At 53.6% G+C, this 26,635-nt stretch carries 25 protein-coding genes; 23 read left to right on the plus strand and 2 right to left on the minus strand.

Going from position 1 to position 26,635, the window contains the following annotated elements; genetic code table 11:
• The first annotated feature begins 40 nt into the window (after nt 1–40).
• The 14 genes from ovoA (at nt 41) to EGK14_RS11180 (ending at nt 14,298) form a co-directional block, all read left to right on the plus strand.
• On the plus strand, nt 41–2,179 hold the full coding sequence (ovoA, locus tag EGK14_RS11115; RefSeq protein WP_125289165.1) for a 5-histidylcysteine sulfoxide synthase: 2,139 nt from the start codon (nt 41–43) through the stop codon (nt 2,177–2,179).
• Nucleotides 2,180–2,326: 147 nt separating this feature from the next.
• Nucleotides 2,327–2,788: a transcriptional regulator AsnC gene (gene asnC, locus EGK14_RS11120; protein WP_125289166.1), complete on the plus strand. Its 462-nt coding sequence runs from the start codon at nt 2,327–2,329 to the stop codon at nt 2,786–2,788.
• Nucleotides 2,789–3,033: 245 nt separating this feature from the next.
• Nucleotides 3,034–3,477, plus strand: a complete 444-nt coding sequence (gene mioC / locus EGK14_RS11125; RefSeq protein WP_125289167.1) for an FMN-binding protein MioC — start codon at nt 3,034–3,036, stop codon at nt 3,475–3,477.
• A gap of 461 nt (nt 3,478–3,938) precedes the next feature.
• Nucleotides 3,939–5,828: a tRNA uridine-5-carboxymethylaminomethyl(34) synthesis enzyme MnmG gene (gene mnmG, locus EGK14_RS11130; protein WP_125289168.1), complete on the plus strand. Its 1,890-nt coding sequence runs from the start codon at nt 3,939–3,941 to the stop codon at nt 5,826–5,828.
• Nucleotides 5,829–5,878: 50 nt separating this feature from the next.
• Nucleotides 5,879–6,520: a 16S rRNA (guanine(527)-N(7))-methyltransferase RsmG gene (rsmG, locus tag EGK14_RS11135; RefSeq protein WP_125289169.1), complete on the plus strand. Its 642-nt coding sequence runs from the start codon at nt 5,879–5,881 to the stop codon at nt 6,518–6,520.
• A gap of 828 nt (nt 6,521–7,348) precedes the next feature.
• Nucleotides 7,349–7,729, plus strand: coding sequence for a F0F1 ATP synthase subunit I (gene atpI, locus EGK14_RS11140; RefSeq protein ID WP_125289170.1), 381 nt, complete (start codon nt 7,349–7,351; stop codon nt 7,727–7,729).
• 8 nt (nt 7,730–7,737) lie between these two features.
• Nucleotides 7,738–8,553, plus strand: coding sequence for a F0F1 ATP synthase subunit A (gene atpB, locus EGK14_RS11145; protein ID WP_125289171.1), 816 nt, complete (start codon nt 7,738–7,740; stop codon nt 8,551–8,553).
• Between the two features lie 50 nt (nt 8,554–8,603).
• Nucleotides 8,604–8,843 carry a F0F1 ATP synthase subunit C gene (gene atpE, locus EGK14_RS11150; RefSeq protein ID WP_003849523.1) on the plus strand — a complete coding sequence of 80 codons (240 nt, stop codon included), beginning with the start codon at nt 8,604–8,606 and terminating at the stop codon, nt 8,841–8,843.
• A 97-nt stretch (nt 8,844–8,940) separates the two neighbouring features.
• Nucleotides 8,941–9,411: a F0F1 ATP synthase subunit B gene (gene atpF, locus EGK14_RS11155; RefSeq protein ID WP_125289172.1), complete on the plus strand. Its 471-nt coding sequence runs from the start codon at nt 8,941–8,943 to the stop codon at nt 9,409–9,411.
• Between the two features lie 14 nt (nt 9,412–9,425).
• Complete coding sequence (atpH, locus tag EGK14_RS11160; RefSeq protein ID WP_125289173.1) at nt 9,426–9,959, plus strand: F0F1 ATP synthase subunit delta; 534 nt, start codon at nt 9,426–9,428, stop codon at nt 9,957–9,959.
• Nucleotides 9,960–9,973: 14 nt separating this feature from the next.
• Complete coding sequence (gene atpA / locus EGK14_RS11165) at nt 9,974–11,515, plus strand: F0F1 ATP synthase subunit alpha (RefSeq protein WP_125289174.1); 1,542 nt, start codon at nt 9,974–9,976, stop codon at nt 11,513–11,515.
• Nucleotides 11,516–11,569: 54 nt separating this feature from the next.
• Nucleotides 11,570–12,439, plus strand: a complete 870-nt coding sequence (atpG, locus tag EGK14_RS11170; RefSeq protein ID WP_125289175.1) for a F0F1 ATP synthase subunit gamma — start codon at nt 11,570–11,572, stop codon at nt 12,437–12,439.
• Nucleotides 12,440–12,471: 32 nt separating this feature from the next.
• Nucleotides 12,472–13,854 (plus strand): F0F1 ATP synthase subunit beta, encoded by a 1,383-nt coding sequence (gene atpD / locus EGK14_RS11175; RefSeq protein ID WP_125289176.1) that lies wholly within the window; start codon nt 12,472–12,474, stop codon nt 13,852–13,854.
• A gap of 24 nt (nt 13,855–13,878) precedes the next feature.
• Nucleotides 13,879–14,298, plus strand: a complete 420-nt coding sequence (locus EGK14_RS11180; protein WP_125289177.1) for a F0F1 ATP synthase subunit epsilon — start codon at nt 13,879–13,881, stop codon at nt 14,296–14,298.
• A gap of 142 nt (nt 14,299–14,440) precedes the next feature.
• On the opposite strand, the gene EGK14_RS11185 is transcribed toward EGK14_RS11180, so the two are convergent.
• Entirely contained in the window at nt 14,441–14,884 is a 444-nt protein-coding gene (locus tag EGK14_RS11185; protein ID WP_125289178.1) for a winged helix-turn-helix domain-containing protein, read from the minus strand.
• 574 nt (nt 14,885–15,458) lie between these two features.
• Here EGK14_RS11185 and EGK14_RS11190 point away from each other — a divergent pair.
• The 5 genes from EGK14_RS11190 to glmS all read left to right on the plus strand — a co-directional run bounded on the left by EGK14_RS11190 (nt 15,459) and on the right by glmS (nt 21,990).
• The gene (locus EGK14_RS11190; protein ID WP_125289179.1) at nt 15,459–17,525 is read left to right on the plus strand and encodes a glycosyl hydrolase family 18 protein; all 2,067 of its coding nucleotides are present in this window, start codon (nt 15,459–15,461) and stop codon (nt 17,523–17,525) included.
• A gap of 56 nt (nt 17,526–17,581) precedes the next feature.
• A complete protein-coding gene (locus EGK14_RS11195) occupies nt 17,582–18,049 on the plus strand; it encodes a lysozyme (RefSeq protein WP_125289180.1) in 468 nt (155 codons plus the stop codon).
• Between the two features lie 44 nt (nt 18,050–18,093).
• Nucleotides 18,094–18,426, plus strand: coding sequence for a phage holin family protein (locus EGK14_RS11200; RefSeq protein WP_125289181.1), 333 nt, complete (start codon nt 18,094–18,096; stop codon nt 18,424–18,426).
• Between the two features lie 199 nt (nt 18,427–18,625).
• Nucleotides 18,626–19,996 carry a bifunctional UDP-N-acetylglucosamine diphosphorylase/glucosamine-1-phosphate N-acetyltransferase GlmU gene (gene glmU, locus EGK14_RS11205; protein ID WP_125289182.1) on the plus strand — a complete coding sequence of 457 codons (1,371 nt, stop codon included), beginning with the start codon at nt 18,626–18,628 and terminating at the stop codon, nt 19,994–19,996.
• 161 nt (nt 19,997–20,157) lie between these two features.
• Nucleotides 20,158–21,990 carry a glutamine--fructose-6-phosphate transaminase (isomerizing) gene (glmS, locus tag EGK14_RS11210; protein WP_125289183.1) on the plus strand — a complete coding sequence of 611 codons (1,833 nt, stop codon included), beginning with the start codon at nt 20,158–20,160 and terminating at the stop codon, nt 21,988–21,990.
• Nucleotides 21,991–22,233: 243 nt separating this feature from the next.
• Here glmS and EGK14_RS11215 read toward each other — a convergent pair whose 3' ends face one another.
• The gene (locus EGK14_RS11215; protein ID WP_125289184.1) at nt 22,234–22,428 is read right to left on the minus strand and encodes a hypothetical protein; all 195 of its coding nucleotides are present in this window, start codon (nt 22,426–22,428) and stop codon (nt 22,234–22,236) included.
• Between the two features lie 432 nt (nt 22,429–22,860).
• On the opposite strand from EGK14_RS11215, the gene pstS reads away from it, so the two are divergent.
• The 4 genes from pstS to pstB all read left to right on the plus strand — a co-directional run bounded on the left by pstS (nt 22,861) and on the right by pstB (nt 26,630).
• Nucleotides 22,861–23,901, plus strand: a complete 1,041-nt coding sequence (gene pstS / locus EGK14_RS11220) for a phosphate ABC transporter substrate-binding protein PstS (RefSeq protein ID WP_125289185.1) — start codon at nt 22,861–22,863, stop codon at nt 23,899–23,901.
• A 69-nt stretch (nt 23,902–23,970) separates the two neighbouring features.
• A complete protein-coding gene (gene pstC / locus EGK14_RS11225) occupies nt 23,971–24,933 on the plus strand; it encodes a phosphate ABC transporter permease PstC (protein ID WP_125289186.1) in 963 nt (320 codons plus the stop codon).
• Entirely contained in the window at nt 24,930–25,817 is an 888-nt protein-coding gene (gene pstA, locus EGK14_RS11230; RefSeq protein WP_125289187.1) for a phosphate ABC transporter permease PstA, read from the plus strand. Before pstC ends, pstA begins: the two co-directional genes overlap by 4 nt.
• 42 nt (nt 25,818–25,859) lie before the next feature.
• Entirely contained in the window at nt 25,860–26,630 is a 771-nt protein-coding gene (gene pstB / locus EGK14_RS11235; protein ID WP_125289188.1) for a phosphate ABC transporter ATP-binding protein PstB, read from the plus strand.
• Nucleotides 26,631–26,635 lie beyond the last annotated feature (5 nt).

The raw sequence follows: 26,635 nt of genomic DNA on the forward strand, positions 1-26,635 counted from the left end.
AGCTACGTTTTAATCTGCCTACGGTTCTCAGGAGTATTACGTGGCACAACATCATCAGGCTTTTTCCCCAGAGTTACCTGCCCCAACCCGAACGTTGTTGCTTAATGGCAGCGATGCAGAACAAAAACGGCAGGAGCTTCTTGGCTATTTTCAACAAACGTGGGCGCTTTACGAGAGCCTGTTCGACTGCCTTGCCGATGAGCAGGCGTACTACACTAAGGCGATTTCGCTGCGCCATCCGCTGGTGTTCTACTTCGGCCATACCGCGACTTTCTATATTAATAAGCTGGTCGCGGCCGGCCTGCTCGACAACCGCGTGGACGACCATATCGAAGCGATGATGGCTATCGGCGTGGATGAGATGAGCTGGGACGATCTGGACGCGACCCACTATGCGTGGCCGACGCTTGCCGAGCTGCGCGACTATCGCGGCAAGGTGCGTCATCTTGTCGAAAGCGTCATTAAAGAGATGCCGTTGACGCTGCCGATCGGCTGGGACAGCCCGGCTTGGGTGATCCTGATGGGGATCGAGCATGAGCGGATCCATCTGGAAACCTCCAGCGTGCTAATCCGCCAGCTGCCGCTCGCCTGGGTTAAACCGCAGCCGAACTGGCCAGCCTGTCCCACCGCCCGTCACGATCGCCACGCCGTGCCGCAGAACAGACTGATAGCCGTTGCAGGCGCGCACGTCACGCAGGGGAAAACCGACGATACCTACGGCTGGGATAATGAATACGGCACGCTGTCCACTGAGGTGAAGCCTTTTGAAGCCAGCCAGATGCTGGCAAGCAACGCGGAGTTTTTTGAATTTATCACGGCAGGCGGCTATCGGGACGATCGCTGGTGGGATGAGGAAGGCCAGGGCTGGCGTAATTTCGCGCTGGCGACAATGCCAACTTTCTGGGTGGGATCGCCTGAGGAGCCTGACCAGTTACGGCTGCGTTTAATGACTGAAGAAGTCGCGATGCCCTGGGACTGGCCGGTAGAAGTCAACCAGCTGGAGGCGGCCGCCTTTTGCCGCTGGAAAGCCGATAAAACCGGCAGGTCCGTTCAGCTACCCAGCGAGGCCGAATGGCTGCTGCTGCGTGAGCAGGTTGAAGGCGATCGCTGGCTGCAGGCACCGGGCAACCTGAATCTGGCCTGGTGGGCTTCTTCCTGTCCGGTCGATCGCTTTTCCCAGGGCGAATTCTTTGATGTAGTGGGTAACGTCTGGCAGTGGACGACCACACCGATAAACGGCCTGGAAGGCTTTAAAGTTCATCCGCTTTACGATGACTTTTCGACGCCGACCTTCGACGGCAAACATGCGCTGATCAAAGGCGGCAGCTGGATTTCTACCGGCAACGAAGCGATTAAGTCCTCCCGCTATGCGTTCCGCCGCCACTTTTTCCAGCACGCGGGCTTTCGCTACGTCGTGTCCAACCATCAGGAAAAGAAAATGCTGAATCCGTATGAAACCGACAGCATGGTGTCGCAATATCTGGACTTCCAGTACGGGCCGGGCTACTTCGGCACAGAAAACTATGCGAAGGCGCTGGTGGATATCGCCTGCCGCATGACCGACAAACGAGGCCGCGCGCTGGATATCGGCTGCGCCACCGGCCGCGCCAGCTTTGAGCTGGCCCGCTATTTTGATCGAGTGGTGGGCATGGATTACTCCGCGCGCTTTATCGACGTGGCGCTCCAGCTGACCGGCGGTGAGGATTTCCGTTATGTGACCCAGGAAGAGGGCGATCTGGTGGAATATCACCAGGTGCGGCTGAAAGATTTCGGCCTTGGCGCAGAGCAGACCAGCCGCATTCAGTTTATGCAGGGCGATGCCTGCAATCTGAAGCCGCAAAAGGCGGGCTACGACCTGGTGCTGGCAGCTAACCTGATCGACAGACTGCGTCAGCCGAAGCGCTTTTTGCAGGATGTCACGAGGATGATCAATACCGGCGGCGTATTGATGCTGGCGTCGCCGTATACCTGGCTGGAAGAATACACGCCAAAAGAGAACTGGCTGGGCGGCATCCGCGAAAACGGCGAGGCGCTGACCACCTACCAGGCGTTGCAGCGTTTGCTGGCGGCAGATTTCGAAGAGATCGCCACGCCGCAGGACGTGCCGTTTGTGATCCGTGAAACGGCACGTAAATATCAGCATTCTGTTGCTCAGTTAACCGTCTGGCGTAAACGCTAACATCAGATAGCCCTCTGGCTATTACCAGGCGTTTGAGTTTTCCTCATAGCGGGTAACGTAAGTTATCCGCTATTTTATTGCCTGTATTTTCACTTTCCTGCACATTATCCCCTGACAAATTATTAAATCCTTAATTACGGAGCCTGTATGCCCGATAATCTGCAACCCGACGATCTCGATCGTGGCATCCTCAATGCGCTGCTGGCCAACGCACGTACCGCCTATGCCGAACTGGCCAAGCAGTTCAACGTCAGCCCCGGCACTATCCACGTTCGCGTAGAAAAGATGAAGCAGGCAGGCATTATTAAAGGCACACGGGTGGAAATCGATCCTCGCCAGCTTGGCTACGACGTGTGCTGCTTTATTGGCATCATTTTAAAAAGTGCCAGAGACTATCCGGCCGCGTTGGCAAAGCTGGACGCGCTTGATGAAGTGGTCGAGGCCTGGTACACCACAGGACACTACAGCATCTTTATTAAGGTAATGTGTCGATCCATCGACGCGCTGCAACAGGTACTGATCAACAAGATCCAAACCATTGACGAGATCCAGTCCACCGAGACGTTAATTTCCCTGCAAAACCCGATCATGAGGACGATCAAGCCCTGATCTGTGCACAATATTATCCACAAAAGATCGGCGCCTTATTTTTTATTGAATATCCCATATCAGTTCAGGGCCGCTCCCCTCCGTCCGGCACGTGGCGCTCGCGGCGTGCTTTAACTCATATCGCCCCCCAAAGATAAGCGGCAGGTAAGCCCGTTCATCTGCATCTATTAACCTTACTTACCCACAGGTAGATCCCAGACTGATCACAGCGTACAATAGCCGCCTTTAGCAAACAGGGATCTCACATGGCGGACGTAACCTTAATCACTGGCAGCACCCTGGGCAGTGCGGAATATGTTGCCGAACTTTTGGCCGAGAAGCTGGAAGAAGCGGGCTTTTCTACTGAATTACTGCACGGGCCAGAGCTGAACGAGCTTTCGACAGAAGGAACGTGGCTGGTAGTGACCTCTACCCATGGAGCCGGCGATCTGCCCGATAATCTGCAGCCGCTATTTGATGAAATAGAAGAGAAGCGTCCGGATCTGAGTCAGCTGCGCTACGGCGCCGTAGGTATCGGCAACCGTGAATACGATCTTTTCTGCGGTGCGATCGATAAAATGGACAAATTGTTGACGGCATGTGGGGCACAGCGCATCGGCGACCGTCTGGACATTGACGTGCTCGAACATGAGATCCCCGAAGATCCCGCCGAGGTGTGGATCGAGAGCTGGAAAACGCTGATCGGCTGACGATCGGGCGTCGGATCGCAACAATTTGTGCGATCGACGCCTGAATAACAGGCGAAGTTTTGTAAATTTCTCCCCGATTTGCCTATTTAAATAGCGATCAACTGTGGATAACTATAGTGATCCAGCGGTAATAACCGGTGGTTATCCAAAGAACAACCGCACTGTCGGATCGCGCCTGTGCATAACATGCCTTTTTGATCCCAGCTTATACGTTGTAGGATCACCGATCTTTCACAGCAAACGATCCCCCTTAAGCTGATGATCCTGGAAAGGAAAAAAGGCTTATCCACAGAGATCGTCGATCCTAATAGAAGATCCAGTAAAGAGATCTCTAAATAAAAAAGATCTTCTTTTTAATACGTGTCTGGCCCTGCGCTTTCACCTTCGGCCAAAGTTGAGTAGAATTCACGCCCCGGGCATCCCCCACTCTTTTAAATCGCACAACCGCGAGGTTCAGTACCATGTTTTATCCAGATCCTTTTGACGTCATCGTGATCGGTGGTGGTCATGCGGGCACGGAAGCCGCTATGGCGGCAGCCCGGATGGGTCAGCAAACCCTGCTTTTAACGCATAACATTGATACGCTTGGACAAATGTCCTGCAATCCGGCGATCGGTGGCATCGGAAAAGGACATCTGGTTAAAGAAGTGGACGCGCTGGGCGGCCTGATGGCACACGCTATTGACCAGGCCGGTATTCAGTTCAGGATACTAAACGCCAGCAAAGGGCCCGCGGTCAGGGCCACCCGTGCTCAGGCGGATCGCGTGCTCTATCGTCAGGCCGTACGCACCGCGCTGGAGAACCAGCCGAACCTGATGATCTTCCAGCAGGCGGTTGACGATCTGATTGTGGAAAACGATCGCGTCGTTGGCGCTGTGACCCAGATGGGGCTTAAATTCCGCGCCAAAGCGGTTGTGCTGACCGTAGGTACCTTCCTGGACGGCAAGATCCACATTGGGCTGGATAACTACAGCGGTGGTCGTGCTGGCGATCCGCCTTCGATCCCATTGGCTCGTCGCCTGCGTGAGCTGCCTTTGCGCGTCAGCCGTCTGAAAACCGGTACGCCACCGCGTATCGATGCGCGTACAATTGATTTCAGCGTGCTGGCCCCGCAGCATGGCGATACGCCGCTGCCGGTCTTCTCGTTTATGGGCAACGTGGCGCAGCACCCACAGCAGGTGCCTTGCTACATCACCTATACCAACGAGAAAACGCATGACGTCATCCGCAGCAACCTGGATCGCAGCCCAATGTACGCCGGCGTGATTGAAGGGGTTGGCCCACGCTACTGTCCTTCCATTGAAGACAAGGTGATGCGCTTTGCCGATCGCAACGCGCACCAGATCTTCCTGGAGCCGGAAGGGCTGACCAGTAATGAAATTTATCCAAACGGCATCTCCACCAGCCTGCCGTTTGATGTCCAGATGCAGATTGTTCACTCTATGCAGGGCCTGGAAAACGCGAAGATCGTCCGTCCGGGCTATGCCATCGAATATGACTTCTTCGATCCGCGCGATCTGAAGCCAACGCTGGAAAGCAAATTTATCGAAGGGCTGTTCTTTGCCGGTCAGATCAACGGCACGACAGGCTATGAAGAAGCTGCTGCGCAAGGTTTGCTGGCTGGGCTGAATGCCGGTCGCCTCTCTGCGGATAAAGAGACCTGGGCGCCGCGTCGCGATCAGGCCTATCTGGGCGTGCTGGTTGACGATCTCTGCACGCTGGGCACCAAAGAGCCGTACCGCATGTTCACCTCCAGGGCGGAATACCGTCTGATGCTGCGTGAAGACAACGCCGATCTGCGTCTGACCGCTGAAGGCCGCGAGCTGGGTCTGGTAGACGATGCCCGCTGGGCGCGCTTTAACGAGAAGCTGGAGAGCATTGAACAGGAGCGTCAGCGTCTGCGCGACATCTGGGTGCATCCTAAATCCGAAGCCGTGGACGAAGTGAACGGCGTACTGAGCGCCGCGCTGACCAAAGAAGCCAACGGCGAAGACCTGCTGCGTCGTCCAGAGATGACCTATCAGCAGCTGATGACGCTCAGCACCTTTGCGCCTGCCTTAAGCGATACTCAGGCCGCCGAGCAGGTTGAAATTCAGGTGAAATACGAAGGCTATATCGCCCGTCAGCAGGAAGAGATCGATCGCCAGCTGCGCAATGAGAACACGCTGCTGCCGGTAGAATTGGATTACCGCCAGGTCAGCGGCCTCTCTAACGAGGCGATCGCCAAGCTGAACGATCACAAGCCGGGATCGATAGGTCAGGCTTCACGTATTTCAGGGATCACGCCTGCGGCTATTTCCATTCTTCTGATCTACCTGAAAAAGCAGGGGCTGTTGCGCAAAAGCGCCTGATGCTTCACGGGGCGGCCAGGGTCGCCCCTTTAACTGATTTGGATGTAATCGTGATTAATAAACTTTCTGCGCTGCTGAAAGCCGCCAATATTTCCCTGACCGATCGACAAAAAGAGCAGCTGACAGGCTATGTTGAGCTGCTGCATAAATGGAATAAGGCCTATAACCTGACGTCGGTGCGTGACCCGCAGCAGATGCTGGTGCGACATATCATGGACAGCATCGTGGTTGAGCCTTATCTGGAAGGAAGCCGCTTTATTGACGTGGGCACGGGACCCGGCCTGCCGGGCGTACCGCTCGCTATTGTCCGTCCTGAAGCGCACTTCACGCTGCTGGACAGCCTGGGCAAGCGCATACGCTTTCTTAAGCAGGTACAGCATGAACTGAAACTGGAAAATATCGATCCGGTACAGAGTAGGGTAGAGGTGTTTCCTGCCGAGCCGGCTTTCGATGGCGTGATCAGTCGGGCCTTCGCTTCTCTGAACGATATGCTGAGCTGGTGCCATCATCTGCCCGGCGAAAAAGGGCGGTTTTATGCGCTGAAAGGCGTCGTGCCGCAGGAGGAGATTGACGCGCTGCCAACGGGCTTTACCCATCATAAAACGGTGAAGCTTCTCGTTCCTGAACTGGAAGGCGAACGTCACCTGGTGATAATTAACCCGACAAATCTGGCAACAGGCAGCGCTGACTGAACGCAATTTGTCTGAAAATAACGCTGAAAGGCTGAGCTTTTTACCTTATTATCGCCTGAATATTCAGCAAAGCGGCTGATGATTTCACGCTTACCGAACCCGATTTTAGTTAAGTCAGTACGGCAGGGCAGGGGAGCAGAGGCCGCAGGTAAGGCGAAAAGCCAAAAGGCCGGGTGAAAATTTAGCCTTTTGAGCGATATGCGGTGAATTTTTTTCAGATGGCGATGTTTCACTAAGGTTAAAATGACGCGCAGAAATTATCGTTCACACCTGGTTACATTTAACGTTAATTTCACAAAGTGTTATCAAGGATATTACCTCACCAGGACGATATCTGCCTTTTTCTGCGCGAAGTCAAAAATAATGTGGTGATATTTATTTTGCTTGCCTGACGGAAAATCCTGAAATTTTGGCGGTAATCACTGTCAATTAACACTTTTAATCCGGCAGTCAGGCTGGTTTTACGGTAAAAAATAGTAAGTAGTTGAATGTTATTGATATAATTATATTTTTCTGAGCGATATTAAGAATATTCCTTAACGGAATGCGGATAAAATATTACTGAAATGTGATCTTCCGCACGCTTTATGAGCGATATTTCGCCTTTATCGTATGCATTTTCCGCCTGTCAGCCATTCCTGACAGTTTTGAAAAAGCGCGCCCGCGAAAGAAATTTAAATAATTGTTCACCATTTCGCTACTTATCCATTGAAATCGCAGGGGCGCGCCGTATAATTTGCTCGTTTTTTGCTGCTTGACTCAAAGCGGCAAAGGCAGTTTTATACGACACGCGACATACCCCCGACGGGGCAGGAGAGTTTCAGCGTCATGTCAGTGTCCCTTTACAGAGTGAAATTTGCCCGAACCGTGCTGCTTCTTCAGCTGGTGATTTTTGTCATAATCGGCGCGCTGTTCGCCCTGAAAGAGTTGACCTGGGGCCTGTCCGCGCTTGCGGGTGGACTGGCGGCCTGGCTACCGAACGTATTGTTTATGATTTTTGCCTGGCGTCATCAGGCAGGAGACCCGGTTAAAGGACGCGTGGCCTGGAGCTTCGCTCTGGGTGAAGTGCTGAAGGTTCTGGCAACCATTCTTCTGCTTGTCGTGGCGCTGGCGGTGTTTGGGGCGGCATTTACGCCGCTCGGACTGACCTGGTTATCGGTGCTGATTGTGCAAATCGTCGCACCGGCTGTAATTAACAACAAAGGGTAAGAGGCATCATGGCTGCAGGAGAAATCTCTACGCCGCAGGAATACATAGGTCACCACCTGAATAACCTTCAGCTGGACCTGCGTACCTTCGAGCTAGTGAATCCGCACGACGCACCGTCGTTCTGGGTATTAAATATTGACTCCATGTTTTTCTCTGTGGTGCTGGGACTGGTATTCCTGGTGCTGTTTCGCAAAGTTGCGAAATCAGCTACCAGCGGCGTTCCGGGAAAACTGCAGGCGGCGATTGAACTGGTTGTTGGCTTCGTCGACAACAACGTCCGCGACATGTACCACGGTAAAAGCAAAGTAATCGCACCGCTGGCTCTGACGATTTTCGTCTGGGTCTTCCTGATGAACTTCATGGACCTGCTGCCTATCGATCTGCTGCCGTATATCGGCGAGCACGTTCTGGGTCTGCCAGCGTTGCGTGTTGTGCCTTCAGCCGACGTGAACATCACGCTGTCTATGGCGCTGGGCGTATTTATTTTGATTCTGTTCTACAGCGTCAAGATGAAAGGCATTGGGGGCTTTACTAAAGAGCTGACATTGCAACCCTTCAATCATCCTGTCTTCATTCCGATCAACCTGATCCTTGAAGGCGTGAGCCTGCTGTCCAAACCGGTTTCTCTCGGTCTGCGACTGTTCGGCAACATGTATGCGGGTGAATTGATTTTTATCCTGATTGCCGGCCTGTTGCCGTGGTGGTCACAGTGGGTTCTGAGTGTGCCATGGGCCATTTTCCACATCCTGATCATTTCGTTACAGGCTTTCATTTTCATGGTACTGACGATTGTCTATCTGTCGATGGCATCTGAAGAACACTGATTTTTTTATCAACACTACTGCGTTTTAACTGAAACAAACTGGAGACTGTCATGGAAAACCTGAATATGGATCTGCTGTACATGGCTGCCGCTGTGATGATGGGCTTAGCGGCAATCGGTGCTGCGATCGGTATCGGCATCCTCGGAGGTAAATTCCTGGAAGGCGCCGCGCGTCAACCGGATCTGATCCCTCTGCTGCGTACGCAGTTCTTTGTTGTAATGGGTCTGGTGGATGCAATCCCAATGATCGCTGTTGGTCTGGGTCTGTATGTGATGTTCGCCGTCGCCTAACCCTGATGTTCATCGTTGAACGTGAGTTCGACGATGAACGGCTTCTGCCGGTCGTCAGACCGGAGAAAAAAGTTAACTTAACAAGAGGCATTGTGCAGTGAACTTAAACGCAACAATCCTCGGCCAGGCCATCGCGTTCATCCTGTTTGTAGTGTTCTGCATGAAGTACGTATGGCCGCCGCTGATGGCTGCTATCGAAAAGCGCCAGAAAGAAGTTGCTGACGGCCTTGCTTCCGCAGAACGTGCCAAAAAAGATTTGGATCTCGCGCAGGCTGATGCGTCCGACCAGCTGAAAAAAGCGAAAGAAGAAGCTCAGGTTATCATCGAACAGGCTAACAAACGCCGTTCGCAGATCCTGGACGAAGCGAAAGCCGAAGCTGAGCAGGAACGTAACAAGATCGTCACCCAGGCGCAGGCTGAAATTGACGCCGAACGCAAACGTGCACGTGAAGAGTTGCGTAAGCAGGTCGCGATGCTGGCTGTAGCCGGCGCCGAGAAAATCATTGAACGTTCCGTGGATGAAGCTGCTAACAGCGACATCGTTGATAAACTGGTCGCTGAACTGTAAGGAGGAAGGGGCTGATGTCTGAATTTACTACTGTAGCTCGCCCCTACGCCAAAGCAGCTTTTGACTTTGCTGTTGAGCATCAGAATGTCGATCGCTGGCAGCAGATGCTGGCGTTCGCTACCGAAGTAGCCAGCAATGAACAAGTGGCAGAACTCCTTTCCGGCGCATTAGCGCCGGAAGCGTTGTCTGCACGGTTCATCGCTATCTGTGGTGATCAACTCGATGAAGCCGGCCAGAACCTGATTAAGGTCATGGCTGAGAACAAACGTTTACCAGCGCTTCCCGATGTACTGGCTCAGTTTATCCAGCTACGCGCCGCATACGATGCGACCGCGGACGTTGAGGTGATCTCTTCCACTACACTGAGTGACGAACAGCTGACCAAAATCAGCGCCGCTATGGAAAAACGTCTGTCACGCAAAGTTAAGCTGAATTGCAAAATTGATAAGTCTGTAATGGCAGGTGTAATCATCCGTGCGGGTGATATGGTCATTGATGGCAGCGTACGCGGCCGTCTTGAGCGCCTTGCAGACGACTTGCAGTCTTAAGGGGACTGGAGCATATGCAACTGAATTCCACCGAAATCAGCGAACTGATCAAGCAGCGCATTGCTCAGTTCAATGTCGTGAGCGAAGCTCACAATGAAGGTACTATCGTTTCCGTCAGTGACGGCATCATCCGCGTAAACGGCCTGGCCGATGTTATGCAGGGTGAGATGATCGCACTGCCGGGCAACCGCTTCGCTATCGCACTGAACCTGGAGCGCGACTCCGTAGGTGCCGTAGTGATGGGCCCATACGCTGACCTCGCCGAAGGCATGAAGGTTAAGTGTACCGGTCGTATCCTGGAAGTTCCGGTAGGCCGTGGCCTGCTGGGTCGTGTGGTGAACACCCTGGGTGCACCTATCGATGGCAAAGGCGCCATTGATAACGACGGCTTCTCGCCAATCGAAGTGATTGCGCCAGGCGTTATCGACCGCCAGTCCGTCGATCAGCCTGTACAGACTGGTTATAAGTCTGTGGATGCGATGATCCCAATCGGCCGTGGCCAGCGTGAGCTGATCATCGGCGACCGTCAGACCGGTAAAACCGCGATGGCGATCGATGCGATCATCAACCAGCGCGATTCCGGCATTAAGTGCGTGTACGTGGCTATCGGCCAGAAAGCTTCTACCATCGCTAACGTGGTACGTAAGCTGGAAGAACACAACGCGCTGGCTAACACCATCGTAGTTGTGGCTACCGCTTCCGAGTCTGCTGCGCTGCAGTACCTGGCACCGTATGCGGGTTGCGCCATGGGCGAATACTTCCGTGACCGCGGTGAAGACGCGCTGATCGTATATGATGACCTGTCCAAGCAGGCCGTTGCATACCGTCAGGTTTCGCTGCTGCTGCGCCGTCCACCAGGTCGTGAAGCTTTCCCTGGCGACGTGTTCTACCTCCACTCCCGTCTGCTGGAACGTGCTTCCCGCGTGAGCGCCGACTACGTTGAGCGTTTCACTAACGGTGCAGTAAAAGGTAAAACCGGTTCTCTGACCGCGCTGCCGATCATCGAAACTCAGGCTGGCGACGTTTCCGCGTTCGTTCCGACCAACGTAATCTCGATTACCGATGGTCAGATCTTCCTGGAAACTAACCTGTTCAACTCCGGTATTCGTCCGGCAGTTAACCCAGGGATCTCCGTATCCCGTGTGGGTGGCGCTGCGCAGACCAAGATCATCAAGAAACTGTCCGGTGGTATTCGTACCGCGCTGGCGCAGTATCGTGAACTGGCAGCGTTCTCTCAGTTCGCTTCCGATCTGGACGAAGCAACCCGCAAACAGCTGAGCCACGGTCAGAAAGTGACCGAGCTGCTGAAACAGAAACAGTATGCGCCGATGTCCGTAGCGCAGCAGGGTCTGGTGCTGTTTGCCGCCGAGCGTGGCTTCCTGAACGACGTTGAGCTGGCGAAAATCGGCAGCTTCGAAGCAGCGCTTCTGGCCTATGCAGATCGCGACCACAGCGAGCTGATGGCGGAAATCAACCAGGCTGGTAACTACAACAACGATATCGAAGCGAAGCTGAAAGCTCTGCTCGAAACGTTTAAGAAAACCCAGTCCTGGTAATGTCTGGCGGCTTGTCCCTTCCGGGGCAGGCCGCAAGGCTTTGAGGAGAAGCTTATGGCCGGCGCAAAAGAGATACGTAGTAAGATCGGAAGCGTTCAGAATACGCAAAAGATCACCAAAGCGATGGAAATGGTCGCCGCCTCCAAAATGCGTAAATCGCAGGAACGCATGGCGGCCAGCCGTCCTTATGCAGAGACCATGCGCAAAGTGATTGGTCACATTGCGTTAGGCAATCTGGAATACAAGCACCCTTACCTGGAGGAGCGCGACGTTAAGCGCGTCGGCTACCTGGTCGTGTCTACCGACCGCGGGCTTTGTGGTGGTTTGAACATTAACCTGTTCAAAAGAGTGCTGGCTGATATGAAAGGCTGGGCGGATAAAGGCGTCGAGAGCGATCTGGCGATTATCGGCTCTAAAGGTCTTTCATTTTTCGGCGCTGTCGGCGGCAACGTGGTTGCTCAGGTGACGGGCATGGGCGACAAGCCTTCCCTGTCCGATCTGATCGGCCCGGTAAAAGTGATGCTGCAGGCTTACGACGAAGGTCGTATCGACAAGCTCTATGTTGTCAGCAACAAATTTATCAACACCATGTCCCAGTCACCGCAAATCATCCAGCTGCTGCCGTTACCGCCAGCAGATCCGGAAGAAGGCGTAGTGAAGAAGAGTACCTGGGATTATCTGTATGAACCGGATCCGAAAGCGCTGCTGGACACGTTACTGCGTCGCTACGTCGAGTCTCAGGTTTACCAGGGTGTTGTAGAAAACCTGGCCAGCGAGCAGGCCGCGCGTATGGTGGCGATGAAAGCTGCGACCGACAACGGCGGAAACCTGATCAAAGAGCTGCAGTTGGTATACAACAAAGCTCGTCAGGCCAGCATCACCCAGGAACTTACCGAGATTGTCGGTGGAGCCTCCGCGGTTTAACCAGGTTTAATGAATTAGGTAGAGGATTCAAGATGGCTACTGGAAAAATTGTCCAGGTAATCGGCGCCGTTGTTGACGTCGAATTTCCTCAGGACGCAGTACCACAAGTGTACAGCGCGCTTGAGACTAAAAATGGTGATGCCCGTCTGGTGCTGGAAGTACAGCAGCAGCTGGGTGGTGGCGTGGTTCGCGCCATCGCAATGGGTTCTTCCGACGGCCTGAAGCGCGGTCTGGAAGTCGCTGACCTTGCGCACCCAATCGAAGTACCGGTAGGTACCGCAACGCTTGGCCGTATCATGAACGTGCTGGGCGAGCCAATCGACATGAAAGGCGACATCGGCGAAGAAGAGCGTTGGGCGATCCACCGTTCTGCACCTTCATACGAAGACCAGTCCAATTCCCAGGAGTTGCTGGAAACCGGTATCAAGGTAATCGACCTGATGTGTCCGTTCGCGAAGGGCGGTAAAGTTGGTCTGTTCGGCGGCGCGGGTGTAGGTAAAACCGTAAACATGATGGAGCTGATCCGTAACATTGCGGCTGAGCATTCAGGTTTCTCCGTTTTTGCCGGTGTGGGCGAGCGTACCCGTGAAGGTAACGACTTCTACCACGAAATGACCGATTCCAACGTTATCGACAAAGTATCTCTGGTCTACGGCCAGATGAACGAGCCACCAGGAAACCGCCTGCGCGTTGCCCTGACTGGCCTGACCATGGCGGAAAAATTCCGTGATGAAGGCCGTGACGTTCTGCTGTTCATCGATAACATCTACCGTTACACCCTGGCCGGTACCGAAGTGTCCGCGCTGCTGGGTCGTATGCCATCAGCGGTAGGTTACCAGCCAACGCTGGCGGAAGAGATGGGCGTTCTGCAGGAACGTATCACCTCAACCAAAACCGGTTCTATCACCTCCGTACAGGCCGTTTACGTGCCTGCGGATGACTTGACTGACCCATCACCAGCCACCACCTTTGCTCACTTAGACGCAACCGTGGTACTGAGCCGTCAGATCGCGTCTCTGGGTATCTACCCGGCGGTTGATCCACTGGATTCTACCAGCCGTCAGCTGGATCCGCTGGTTGTTGGTCAGGAACACTACGACGTGGCTCGTGGCGTGCAGTCTCTGCTGCAGCGTTACCAGGAACTGAAAGACATCATCGCTATCCTCGGGATGGACGAACTGTCTGAAGACGACAAGCTGGTTGTTGCTCGCTCTCGTAAGATGCAGCGCTTCCTGTCTCAGCCGTTCTTCGTGGCAGAAGTCTTCACCGGTTCTCCGGGCAAGTATGTGTCGTTGAAAGATACTATCCGTGGCTTTAAAGGCATCATGGACGGTGAATTCGACCATCTGCCAGAGCAGGCTTTCTACATGGTTGGTTCCATCGAAGAAGCCGTGGAAAAAGCGAAGAAACTGTAATAACGGTTTCCCGGGAGGTTAATTATGGCTATGACTTTTCACCTGGACGTGGTCAGTGCGGAACAGCAGATGTTCTCCGGCACTGTGCAGCGTATTCAGGTGTCAGGTAGCGAAGGCGAGCTGGGGATCCATCCTGGCCACGCCCCGCTGCTGACCGCCATTAAACCTGGTATGGTTCGCATCGTTAAAGAACAGGGCGACGAGGAGTATATTTATCTCTCCGGCGGCATGTTGGAAGTACAGCCAGGCGCGGCCACCGTGCTGGCTGATACGGCGATCCGCGGCACCGACCTCGACGAGGCCCGCGCGATGGAAGCGAAACGCAAAGCCGAGGAGCACATGAGTGGCTCCCACGGCGATGTGGACTTTGCTGCCGCGTCGGCTGAACTGGCTAAAGCGATCGCCAAACTGCGCGTGATCGAGTTGACCAAAAAAGCGATGTAATTCAGGTTTAAGCAGAAAGGCCAGACAGGAAACTGCCTGGCCTTTTTTTATTGTTGAAGGTGCGACAGGGTGCTTGCTGAAGGAAAGCCCTACCGGATAGAACATTATATTTAATGTTGTAATTAAACTGATCGTTAAGCGTTCAGCTACGCCAGAAAAAAAAGCAGAGCGTGCAGAACGCCATAACGGTGGCGATGATAGTGAGTACCGAGCAGATAAGACATTCCGTCTTGCTGCTGCCAGCATCCGCTATCACAGGTTGCTGCTCCGCTTTCTTCTCCGGAATATAGATATAGCCTTTGCCCGGTATCGTTTTAATACAGTTTCTGAGATTCACCGCGGCTAAATCGCGGCGTATTTTATAAACCAGCTGAGTCAGGTTAGCGTCATCGATAGTCGCAGCCCGGCTTTCCCAGATTGCCGTAATCAAATGGCTTTTTGTCAGCTCTTTTTCCGGGTTGCGAAGGAAATAGCTCAGCAATCGTTTCTCTTTTTCGCTGATGGTTAATGTAATGTTGCCATTAATCAGATGGTTTCTCTCTTCTGAAAGATAAATATTATTACCGAGATAAATTTCTTCGTTCATGACGATGACCTGTTAAGTGGGGAACCAGTAATAGATTTAAAAATCTGGGGTGAACGGCTTTGTATAGCCTCTGCGAGTCCTTATTAATATTTCCTTCAATATTATTTTTGTTTTTCAGCAGATGTCGCTCTACTTAACTGCTTCATTCTGCCAGTGGCAGGAATATACCAGCAGGAAAGATAAAGATGGGTTGTAATTATTAGCACAGGCAGTGCAGAAAGTGCATGCCAGAAGGCGGTGATCCGCGTCGGTAAAAGGCATATAGTGGTTTTACCGCGCGCAATGTTAAGCGGGATTCTAATTGTTGTTTATCCGGCATTGATAAAAAAGAACAGCATTTTATATTCAAAGGTTTTGTAGCTGACCTGGTGCTTTTTATCTTATCCGTCACCATGCTCATGCACGCAGCCTGACCGATAGCCGGGTTATTAATGTTATTCCGAACAGTACGGCATTGAGCTAATGATTATTCTTTATTTGTAACTGGTGCAGTTTTCCGGGTTGGGTAAAAGTTTGTTGGCCAGCTTAATCGATGGCACTGAGTACACTAACTTTTATCAGATAAGGATTTGCAATGAGCAAATTGATTCAACAAGACATTCTTACAGAACAGTCTTATGCCGCAGATGGATTTAACCCGGCAACTAACACTTCGGAATTCAGCTACACCTCAGGTCGCGTAGCGAAACGGGTATATAACAAATATAACACCGCCAATAAGCCTAAACTCTTTGGTTACTATACTGACTGGGCGCATTACGATCAGCGACAGGTTGATAATAACGGCAACATTCTTAAAGCGAATCGCGGCCGTGGGATTGATATTACCAGGTTAGACCCAACCGCTTACGATAAAATCATTTTTGGTTTTACCGGCATCGTTGGTGATAAAGGCGCTAATAAAGAAAAAATCGACCAGGCTGCGGCCTGGACCGGTAAGAAAACCAACGAAATGACCATTCTGGATCCGTGGGCCGATTGTCAGTCTTATATTAACTGCGGCTTCAGCGGCTGGAAGGCGTTTGGTTTTGGTCCGGGTACCACCTATCCGTCCGATGGTGAAGGCGATTGCTTCTATCAGGATCACCCTAACCTGCAAGGTGTGCTGGGCGCGATGCGCAAATTACAGATTGATGCAAAAGCTCAGGGGCACGATCTGGCGCTTTCCTTCAGCCTCGGCGGCTGGACAATGAGCGAAGCTTTCCACGAGCTGGCAAAGAGCCAGAGCGCGATCGATACGCTGGTAGCCAGCATCGTTTGGTTCTTCGACCGCTTCCCAATGTTTTCTGAAATCGATATCGACTGGGAATATCCAAATGCGCCAGGCGCTGGTAACCCACACGGCCCGGAAGATGGTGAGAACTACGTGATGCTGATCTCCAGCCTGCGTAAGGCGCTTGATGCTAACAACATGAAACACGTGAAAATCAGTATCGCGTCTTCCGCTAACGTGGATGTGCTGCAGCATTCTAATGTCAAAGGACTGCTGGAAGTGGGTCTGTACGGCATCAACCTGATGACCTATGACTTCTTCGGTACGCCATGGGCTGACGGTCTGGGTCATCACGCTAATCTGTATAAAACCAAAAACAGCACCTACAGTCTGGAAGAAGCGGTTGAATACCTGCTGGACCTGGGTGTGGATCCTGAAGCCATCAACATCGGTTATGCCGGTTATTCGCGCAGCGCTAAAGGCGGGGAAATCAAATCCTTCTCTCCGCTGGAAGGCACCTACGACGGTACCGGTACGACGGTTGGTACTTTTGAATCCGGTTGCGTTGAGTACTACGACATCATAAACAACTATCTGGATCTGGAAAACCAGTGCGGCCGTAACGGTTACAACGTGTATACCGATGACGAAGCCTGTGCGGATTACCTGTACAGTCCGACGTCTAAAGTTTTCCACTCTATCGATACGCCACGTACCGTTCGTGAAAAAGCGCGTTATGTAATCGAAAAAGGCCTGGGTGGTCTGTTCACCTGGACTATCGATAACGATAACGGCCTGCTGGTTAACGCCGGTCGTGAAGGTATGGGCTGCCCGATTGTGCAGAAGAACATCGATATGTCACCTTTCTACTTTAAAGGCATCAATATCGACGGTGAAAACCCGGTTGCCCCGGCTGAGCCCGTTGATCCGGCTGAGCCAGAAGATAGCAGCGCACCAACCGCGGTTATCACCATGAAAGCCCAGGGCGGCAGCACGCTGGTCTTCTCTGCGGATAAATCTGCGAAAGCCGCCAGCTACAAATGGTCAAGCTCTGGTAACGTGCAGATCGTTTCTCCGCAGGCCAGCACGACTAATGTTGTTCTGCCTGCTGTCACCTCTGAAACGGTAGTAGAGCTGCTGCTGACCGTCACCGCCGCAAACGGCAAAACCGATATGGCTTCTTATAAAGTGATTATCGTGTCTGCATCAGCGGTGACGCCGGACGAGCCAGTGGTACCGGACGAGCCTGTCGTGCCAGATGAGCCTGCTGAATATCCTCTGTGGAGCGCAATTGCCACCTATGGTGAAGGCAGCAAAGTTACGCATAAAGGCGTTAACTATATCGGTAAATTCTGGTCACAGGGTTCTGAACCTGGTCTGGAGGAAACTACCGGTCAGTTTGGTAAACCATGGGATTACCTTCGTTAATTTGAAATAGATAATGCTCCTTCGGGAGCATTATTTTGTATCTGCCAGAGTGAAAAATGAATATTTCAGAGAGGGGCATTGATTTTATCAAGGCTCAGGAAAAACTTCGTTTAACCGCAGAGAAGAATGAAGCGGGCGTCTGGACGCTGGGCTATGGCCATACGGAAAGCGTCCATGAAGGCGACAGCGTTACGTCTGAACAGGCGGACGTGCTGCTTATCAGCGACCTGAACAAATGCGCCGGCTTATTGCGGCAAAAGCTTGGCGTGCCCGTCACGCAGAATCAGTTTGACGCGCTCTGCTCCATTCTGCACAGCGTCGGTCCGGGGCAACGAGGCGTAAAAGCTGGCCTGATTGAGTTAAAAAGCGGCCAGCCGTCAACGCTGCTGATGTTTTTAAACCAGGGCTGCTATGCCGCCGCCGCCGAACAGTTCGGCTCGTGGATTTACGCCGGAAATGGCGTGGTTAAAACGTTAATTACTCGCAGGGAACGCGAAAAAAATCTTTTTCTTCGCCCTTTATAGCAACGGCTTTTGTCGCCTGCTATTTATCTTCGTAAGGTTTTAGCGTGTTACAAAATAATGAAACCATCGTACTGCTGAGGTTCTTAACGGAACATCATCTGCTGGATGCCATGATCGTTGCCAGCGCCGGAGGGATAGTTAATTATTTTATCCACGGTGAGTTAATAAAAGAAAATAAAGGTAAACTGACCTTTTTTTTAAAACACATATTTATTTCTATGTTCACCGGGTTTGTGGTTGGCTTACTCTGTATTGATTTCAGCATTACCACGTCACAAACGCTTCTTTTCTCTGCTATCTCCGGCACCAGCGGTAGCGAAGTGGTGATCGTGCTACAGCAAAAAATTTCTGAATGGTTAAAGAGCAAAACCGTTTGATCGTCAGCGGTGGAAAGTCATAGACGACGCTGTTTGATGGTATCATGCTCCGGCTGAGGGACGCATGCCGGCTTTTCCCGGCGCGGCCCTTGTTCGGCCCGGCGGAAAGTATTTTTGAAGGGTAAAAGAAGTAGTATTTTTACCGCAATCCAGCTTTACTTTTGCCAGGAAAGCGATTTCAACATCAAGCAGGATGTCTATGTCAAACAGCGCGCTGAGCGTGGTGATCCTTGCCGCAGGCAAGGGAACCCGTATGTACTCCGATCTTCCCAAAGTTCTTCATCTTTTGGCCGGTAAGCCAATGGTACAACACGTCATTGACGCCGCGCAGGGCGTGGGCGCTGACAAAGTCCATCTGGTTTACGGACACGGCGGCGAACGCTTACAGTCGACCCTGCAGGATCCCTCGCTGAACTGGGTATTGCAGGCCGAGCAGTTGGGCACCGGTCACGCTATGCAGCAGGCCGCGCCCTGTTTCGCCGATGACGAAGATATCCTGATGCTGTACGGCGACGTGCCGTTGATTTCTACCGAAACGCTACAGCGACTGCGTCAGGCGAAACCGCAGGGCGGCATCGCGTTGTTAACGGTCATCCTTGATAATCCCACCGGCTATGGCCGCATCCTTCGTGAGCAGGGCCAGGTCGTGGGCATCGTAGAACAGAAAGATGCCACGCCGGAACAGCTGGCAATTCGCGAAATCAATACCGGCATTTTGCTGGCTAACGGCGGCGACCTGAAGCGCTGGCTGAGCAAGCTCACTAATGACAACGCCCAGGGCGAATATTACATCACGGATATTATCGCGCTGGCTCATCAGGAAGGCCGGGTGACGGAAACGACGCAGCCTTTGCACAGTTCGGAAACCGACGGCGTCAACAATCGACTACAGCTGGCGACGCTGGAGCGCGTCTATCAGGCACAGCAGGCGGAAAAACTGCTGCTGGCGGGCGTGATGCTGAAAGATCCGGCGCGTTTCGACCTGCGGGGCGAGCTTAAACACGGTCGCGACGTAGAAATAGACACCAACGTGATTATCGAAGGTAAGGTGCAGCTCGGTAACCGTGTGAAAATTGGCAGCGGCTGCGTGTTGAAAAACTGCATGATTGGCGACGACTGCGAAATCAGTCCTTACAGCGTGCTGGAAAACGCCGAGCTGGCGGCAGACTGCACCGTCGGCCCGTTCGCCCGACTTCGTCCCGGCAGCTCGCTTGCCGCTGGCGCGCACGTTGGCAACTTTGTCGAAATGAAAAAGGCGACGCTGGGCAAAGGCTCCAAAGCCGGTCACCTGAGCTACCTGGGCGATGCTTCGATCGGCGCTAACGTCAATATCGGCGCGGGCACCATTACCTGTAATTACGATGGCGTGAACAAATCGCTGACGGTCATCGGCGACGATGTCTTTGTCGGATCCGATACCCAGCTGGTGGCACCGGTATCGGTAGCGGCAGGCACGACTATCGCCGCAGGCACCACGGTGATGAAAGATATCTCCGCGCCGGGTTTGGCCTACAATCGTAAAGAGCAGAATCTGAAAACTGACTGGCAGCGTCCGGCGAAGAAAAAATAATTTTACGGGCGGCGAAGATCGCCCGATTGCAGTAAGGGGTGCATGGCACCCATATAACGCTAATCCCCACTCTCTACAAGGCTCGGGGAACCGGAACATACCGGAACAAACAGGCAGAGGACAAAGTTAATGGCAAACGCCATGACGTCAGGAAAACTACTATGTGTGGAATTGTTGGTGCAGTAGCGCAACGTGATATCGCAGAAATCCTGTTAGAAGGGTTACGCCGCCTGGAATATCGGGGCTATGATTCCGCGGGTCTGGCCGTTGTTACCGCAGAAGGGCAGATCACGCGCCTTCGGCGTTTAGGCAAGGTGCAAAAACTGGCGGAAGCGGCGGAAACCACGCCGCTGGCTGGCGGCACCGGTATCGCGCACACGCGCTGGGCAACCCACGGCGAGCCGTCGGAGGCCAATGCGCATCCTCATATCTCAGAACATATCGTTATCGTGCATAACGGCATTATCGAAAACCACGAGCCGCTGCGTGAGCGGTTGAAAGAGCTGGGCTATCGCTTTGCGTCCGAAACGGATACGGAAGTGGTCGCGCACCTGGTGCACTGGGAGCAGAAGCAGAGCGGCGGCACGCTGCGTGAAGTGGTGCAGCGCGTGATCCCGCAGCTGCGCGGCGCTTACGGCATGGTCATTATGGATAGCCGCGATCCGTCCGTGCTGGTGGCCGCCCGTTCCGGTAGCCCATTAGTGATTGGTCGGGGCGTAGGTGAAAACTTTATTGCTTCCGATCAGCTGGCGCTGCTGCCGGTGACGCGTCGCTTTATGTATCTGGAAGAGGGAGATATCGCAGAAGTTAGCCGTCGCGACGTGGTTATCTTCGATCGCCTGGGCGAGCGCGTAGAGCGCAGCGAAATCGAATCTAACGCGCAGTATGACGCGGGCGATAAAGGCCTGTATCGTCACTATATGCAGAAAGAGATTTACGAACAGCCGATGGCGATCAAGAACACCCTGACCGGGCGTTTCAGTCACGGCGAGATCGATCTTTCCGAGCTTGGCCCTGACGCCAACGCGCTGCTGGCGCAGGTTGAGCATATTCAGATCGTGGCCTGCGGCACCTCGTACAACTCCGGCATGGTGTCCCGCTATTGGTTTGAAGCGCTGGCTAACGTGCCGTGCGACGTAGAGATCGCCTCTGAGTTCCGCTATCGCAAATCGGCGGTGCGCAAAAACAGCCTGATGATCACGCTGTCGCAGTCCGGTGAAACGGCGGACACGCTGGCGGCGCTGCGTCTGTCGAAAGATCTGGGCTATCTCGGCTCGCTGGCGATCTGCAACGTGGCCGGCTCTTCGCTGGTGCGCGAATCCGATCTGGCGCTGATGACCAAAGCCGGGACGGAGATCGGCGTGGCATCGACCAAAGCCTTCACCACGCAGCTGACCGTGCTGCTGATGCTGGTGGCGAAAATCGGCCGCCTGAAGGGCATGGACGCGCAGATCGAGCACGATATCGTGCACGGTTTGCAGGCGCTGCCGAGCCGTATCGAGCAGATGCTGTCGCAGGACAAGCAGATTGAAGCGCTGGCGGAAGACTTCTCCGACAAGCATCACGCGCTGTTCCTGGGCCGTGGCGATCAGTATCCTATTGCGATGGAGGGCGCGCTGAAGCTGAAGGAGATCTCCTATATCCACGCCGAAGCCTATGCGGCGGGCGAGCTGAAGCACGGGCCGCTGGCGCTGATTGATGCCGATATGCCGGTGATTGTGGTGGCACCAAACAACGAACTGCTGGAAAAACTGAAGTCGAACATCGAAGAGGTGCGCGCGCGCGGCGGCCTGCTGTACGTGTTCGCCGATCGGGATGCCGGTTTTGCCAACAGCGAAGGGATGCGTATTATCCCGTTGCCGCACGTGGAAGAGATTATTGCGCCAATCTTCTACACCGTGCCGCTACAGCTGCTTTCTTACCACGTTGCGCTGATTAAAGGCACCGACGTTGACCAGCCGCGTAATCTGGCGAAATCGGTCACGGTAGAGTAACCGACTACCGCGCCGCTCCTGTAGAGGAGCGGCGAGAAAGCTATTTAACTTTGTTTTTAACCTCATCCAGCGCTCTTTTCAGAGCGCTGATCTTCAAGGCTTTGCACAGTGGTTTGCATCTCTCTGTTTGCCCGGTCCTTTTCCTCTACGCTTTTTTTCAGCTCCTGGAGCTGTTTATCCAGTTCCTTCGTTTCCTCCTGCTGCTCAAGCTTTTCAAACCTCTCCTGCAACGTCTTGTTAGCGTTAATTAAGAGCTTTTATTTCTCTGATGCGAAAAGAGCGGTAAAAAACGTTACTGCTTTCGGAGCAGGCAATCAGATTATTGTCATCTGACGTGAAAGCAGGATCCGAAAAGGACGGTTGCTCATTCGCCTGGGCCAGCCCGGCGGTGGCAGCCAGCAGCAGGCTGCCGAGAAGCATTTTTGCTGGGTGTTTCATAAAAAACTTCCCTTAATAAGGTATTTCACTCCCTAAAGAGTAAGGGCGAAACTGTCCGCCCGCCCTTGCATTTTCGGCTTTGATGTTAGCCCTCTCAGGGCCGCTAACTAGTGGATAAAAAATGAATTTTATGCAGAGAAAAGCCAGCGCAATCAGCTAATTTCGCTGCTGCGGTAACGAACGGCGTTGATTCAGGATGCTGTGCTTCCAGCCGGACCACGTATCCACCGCGCGCATGGTTAGCGTAGTGGAGTAGCAGCAAGGAAATCGTAAAGGCGATCCTTTCTGAGATATCTGTACAAAAGATGTTCGTCACAAAACTGTCATATTGTGTACATTTTACTGTCATCAAACTGTCCTATTTTGCCTCCAGCAGCAATCATTAATCATACTAAAACAGTATAAAGACTGACTTTATCCCCTGGAGGGAATATGACACTGATGCAAAAAAACCTGGCTCGTTTGGTGGCTGTCACGCTGTCGCTGAGCGCGGTTTCCGCTTTTGCCGCCGACAACCTGACGGGCGCGGGCGGGACTTTCCCGGCGCCGGTCTATAACAAATGGGCGGCCGAGTACAACAAAGCAACAGGCGCGCAGATTAACTACCAGGGCATCGGTTCTTCCGGCGGCGTAAAACAGATTATCGCCAGGACCGTCGACTTCGGCGCGTCCGACGCGCCGATGAAAGAAGAAGATTTGCAGAAAAACGGCCTGTTCCAGTTCCCAACCGTGATTGGCGGCGTGGTGCTGGCAGTGAACATTCCCGGCGTAAAATCCGGCGAACTGACGCTGGATGGCAAAACCGTTGGCGATATCTACCTCGGTAACGTAAAGAAATGGAACGATCCGGCCATCACCAAGCTGAACCCTGGCGTCAAACTGCCGGATGCCAATATCAACGTGGTGCGCCGCGCTGACGGTTCCGGTACCTCCTTTGTGTTCACCAGCTATCTGGCGAAGGTGAACAGCGACTGGAACAGCAAAGTCGGCAAAGGCAATACCGTTAACTGGCCAACCGGCCTCGGCGGCAAAGGCAACGACGGCGTAGCCGCTTTCGTGCAGCGTCTGCCTGGCTCAATTGGCTATGTGGAATATGCCTACGCCAAACAGAACAACCTGGCCTATACCAAACTGCTGGATGCCGACGGCAAAGCCGTTGCGCCAGGCGAACAGAGTTTCAGTGGCGCGGCGAAAGGCGCGGACTGGAGCAAATCCTTCGCGCAGGATCTGACCTATCAGAAAGGCGATAACGCCTGGCCAATCACCTCCACCACTTTTATTCTGATACAGAAAGATCAGGCCAACGCGGAGAAGGGCACAGCCGTGCTGAAGTTCTTCGACTGGGCCTATAAAAACGGCGGCCAGGTCACCACCAGCCTGGACTATGCCGCGCTGCCGGACTCCGTCGTAGAGCAGATCCGCGCCGCATGGAAAACCAATATTAAAGACAGCTCGGGCAAAGCGCTGTACTAAGCTGACTAAACGGCTATAAGTTTCGGGCGGCCGCTGTGCCGCCCAAAAACGTTCACTATCGGGAATTTTATGGCTACATCCAGGCCGACATTCAAGGCTCCCGGCAAGCAGGGTGACCTCATTTTTGGCGCGCTGGTCAAGCTGGCCGCGCTGATTGTCTTACTGCTGCTCGGCGGCATTATTGTCTCGCTCATCGTCTCTTCCTGGCCCAGCATTCAGAAATTTGGCCTCTCCTTTCTGTGGACCAGGACCTGGGATGCGCCCAATGAACAGTTCGGCGCGCTGGTGCCGATTTACGGCACGCTGGTGACCTCTGCTATCGCGCTGGTTATCGCCGTGCCGGTCAGCTTCGGCATCGCGCTGTTTCTCACCGAACTGGCGCCAAACTGGCTGCGTCGTCCTTTAGGCGTGGCGATCGAGCTGCTGGCCGCCATCCCCAGTATCGTTTACGGCATGTGGGGGCTGTTTATCTTCGCCCCGCTGTTTGCCACTTATTTCCAGACGCCGCTGGGCGAGCTGATGGCCAACGTGCCTATTGTCGGCTCGCTGTTCTCCGGCCCCGCTTTTGGCATCGGCATTCTGGCTGCCGGGATTATCCTGGCGATCATGATCATTCCTTATATCGCTTCAGTGATGCGTGACGTTTTCGAGCAGACGCCGGTGATGATGAAAGAGTCCGCTTACGGCATCGGTTGCACCACCTGGGAAGTGATCTGGCGCATCGTGCTGCCGTTTACCAAAAACGGCGTGATCGGCGGCATTATGCTGGGACTGGGGCGCGCGCTGGGCGAAACCATGGCGGTGACCTTTATTATCGGTAATACCTACCAGCTGGACAGCGCTTCGCTGTTTATGCCGGGCAACAGCATCACCTCCGCGCTGGCAAATGAATTTGCCGAAGCGGAATCGGGCGTACATACCGCCGCGCTGATGGAGCTGGGGCTGATCCTGTTTGTGATCACCTTTATCGTGCTGGCCTGTTCAAAGCTGATGATTATCCGCCTGGCGAAAAGTGAAGGGGCGCGCTCATGAGTATGGTGGCCATGCAGTCCCGCGCGGAGCTGGAAGCCTCCCGCCGTAAAATGCAGGCGTGGCGGCGGATGAAAAACCGCATCGCCCTGACGCTTTCCCTGCTGACGATGGCGTTTGGCCTGTTCTGGCTGATTTGGATCCTTTGGGCGACCATCACGCGCGGCGTGGACGGCATGACGCTGGCGCTGTTTACGGAAAATACGCCGCCGCCCAACACGGCAGGCGGCGGTCTGGCTAACGCCATTATGGGCAGCGGCCTGCTGATTTTCTGGTCGACTATCGTGGGGACGCCGCTGGGCATTCTGGCAGGGATCTACCTGGCGGAATATGGTCGCAAAGGCTGGCTGGCGGAAACGATCCGCTTTATTAACGATATTCTGCTTTCCGCGCCTTCCATTGTGGTGGGGCTGTTCGTCTATACGCTGGTGGTAGCGCAGATGCAGCACTTTTCGGGCCTGGCGGGCGCGGTAGCGCTGGCGCTGTTGCAGATCCCCGTGGTTATTCGCACCACGGAAAATATGCTGAAGCTGGTACCGGACAGCCTGCGCGAAGCGGCATACGCACTGGGTACGCCGAAATGGAAAATGATTTCTGCCATTACGCTGAAGGCTTCCGTATCGGGCATTCTGACCGGCATCCTGCTGGCGATAGCGCGTATCGCCGGGGAAACGGCGCCGCTGCTGTTTACCTCGCTTTCCAACCAGTTCTGGAGCACCGATATGCTGCAGCCGCTGGCTAACCTGCCGGTAACGATTTTTAAATTCGCCATGAGCCCGTTTGCCGAATGGCAAAGCCTGGCCTGGGCAGGCGTGCTGCTGATTACCGTCTGCGTGCTGATTTTAAATATCCTGGCGCGCGTGATTTTTGCCAAAAGCAAACACTGATCTAACGCGCGGCTGCGGCGGCGCGTATAAGCGAGAAAAAGAATGGCTGACAACACTTCCGGCAATATGATCCAGGTTCGTGATTTAAATTTCTACTACGGAAAATTTCATGCGCTGAAGAACATCAATCTGGATATTGCTAAAAACCAGGTAACCGCTTTTATCGGCCCGTCGGGCTGCGGTAAATCGACGCTGCTGCGCACGTTTAACAAGATGTTTTCGCTCTATCCGGAACAGCGCGCGGAAGGCGAGATCCTGCTGGATGGCGAAAACATCCTGACCGCCAGTCAGGATATCGCCCTGCTGCGCGCCCGCGTCGGCATGGTATTCCAGAAACCGACGCCGTTTCCGATGTCGATTTACGATAACATCGCTTTCGGCGTGCGCCTGTTCGAAAAACTTTCCCGTGCCGAAATGGATGAGCGCGTACAATGGGCGCTGACCAAAGCGGCGCTGTGGACGGAAACCAAAGACAAACTACAGCAGAGCGGCTACAGCCTTTCCGGCGGCCAGCAGCAGCGCCTTTGCATCGCTCGCGGCATTGCTATTCGGCCGGAGGTGCTGCTGCTGGACGAGCCGTGCTCCGCGCTGGATCCTATTTCCACCGGCCGTATCGAAGAGCTAATCACCGAGCTAAAGCAGGATTATACCGTGGTGATCGTCACGCATAACATGCAGCAGGCCGCGCGCTGTTCCGATCATACGGCATTTATGTATCTGGGCGAGCTGATTGAGTTCAGCGATACGGATACGCTGTTTACCAAACCGCACCAAAAACAAACCGAAGACTATATCACTGGCCGCTATGGTTAAGTTGA

Origin of the sequence: Erwinia sp. 198, from assembly GCF_003937915.1 — a bacterium.
GTDB lineage: Bacteria > Pseudomonadota > Gammaproteobacteria > Enterobacterales > Enterobacteriaceae > Erwinia > Erwinia aeris.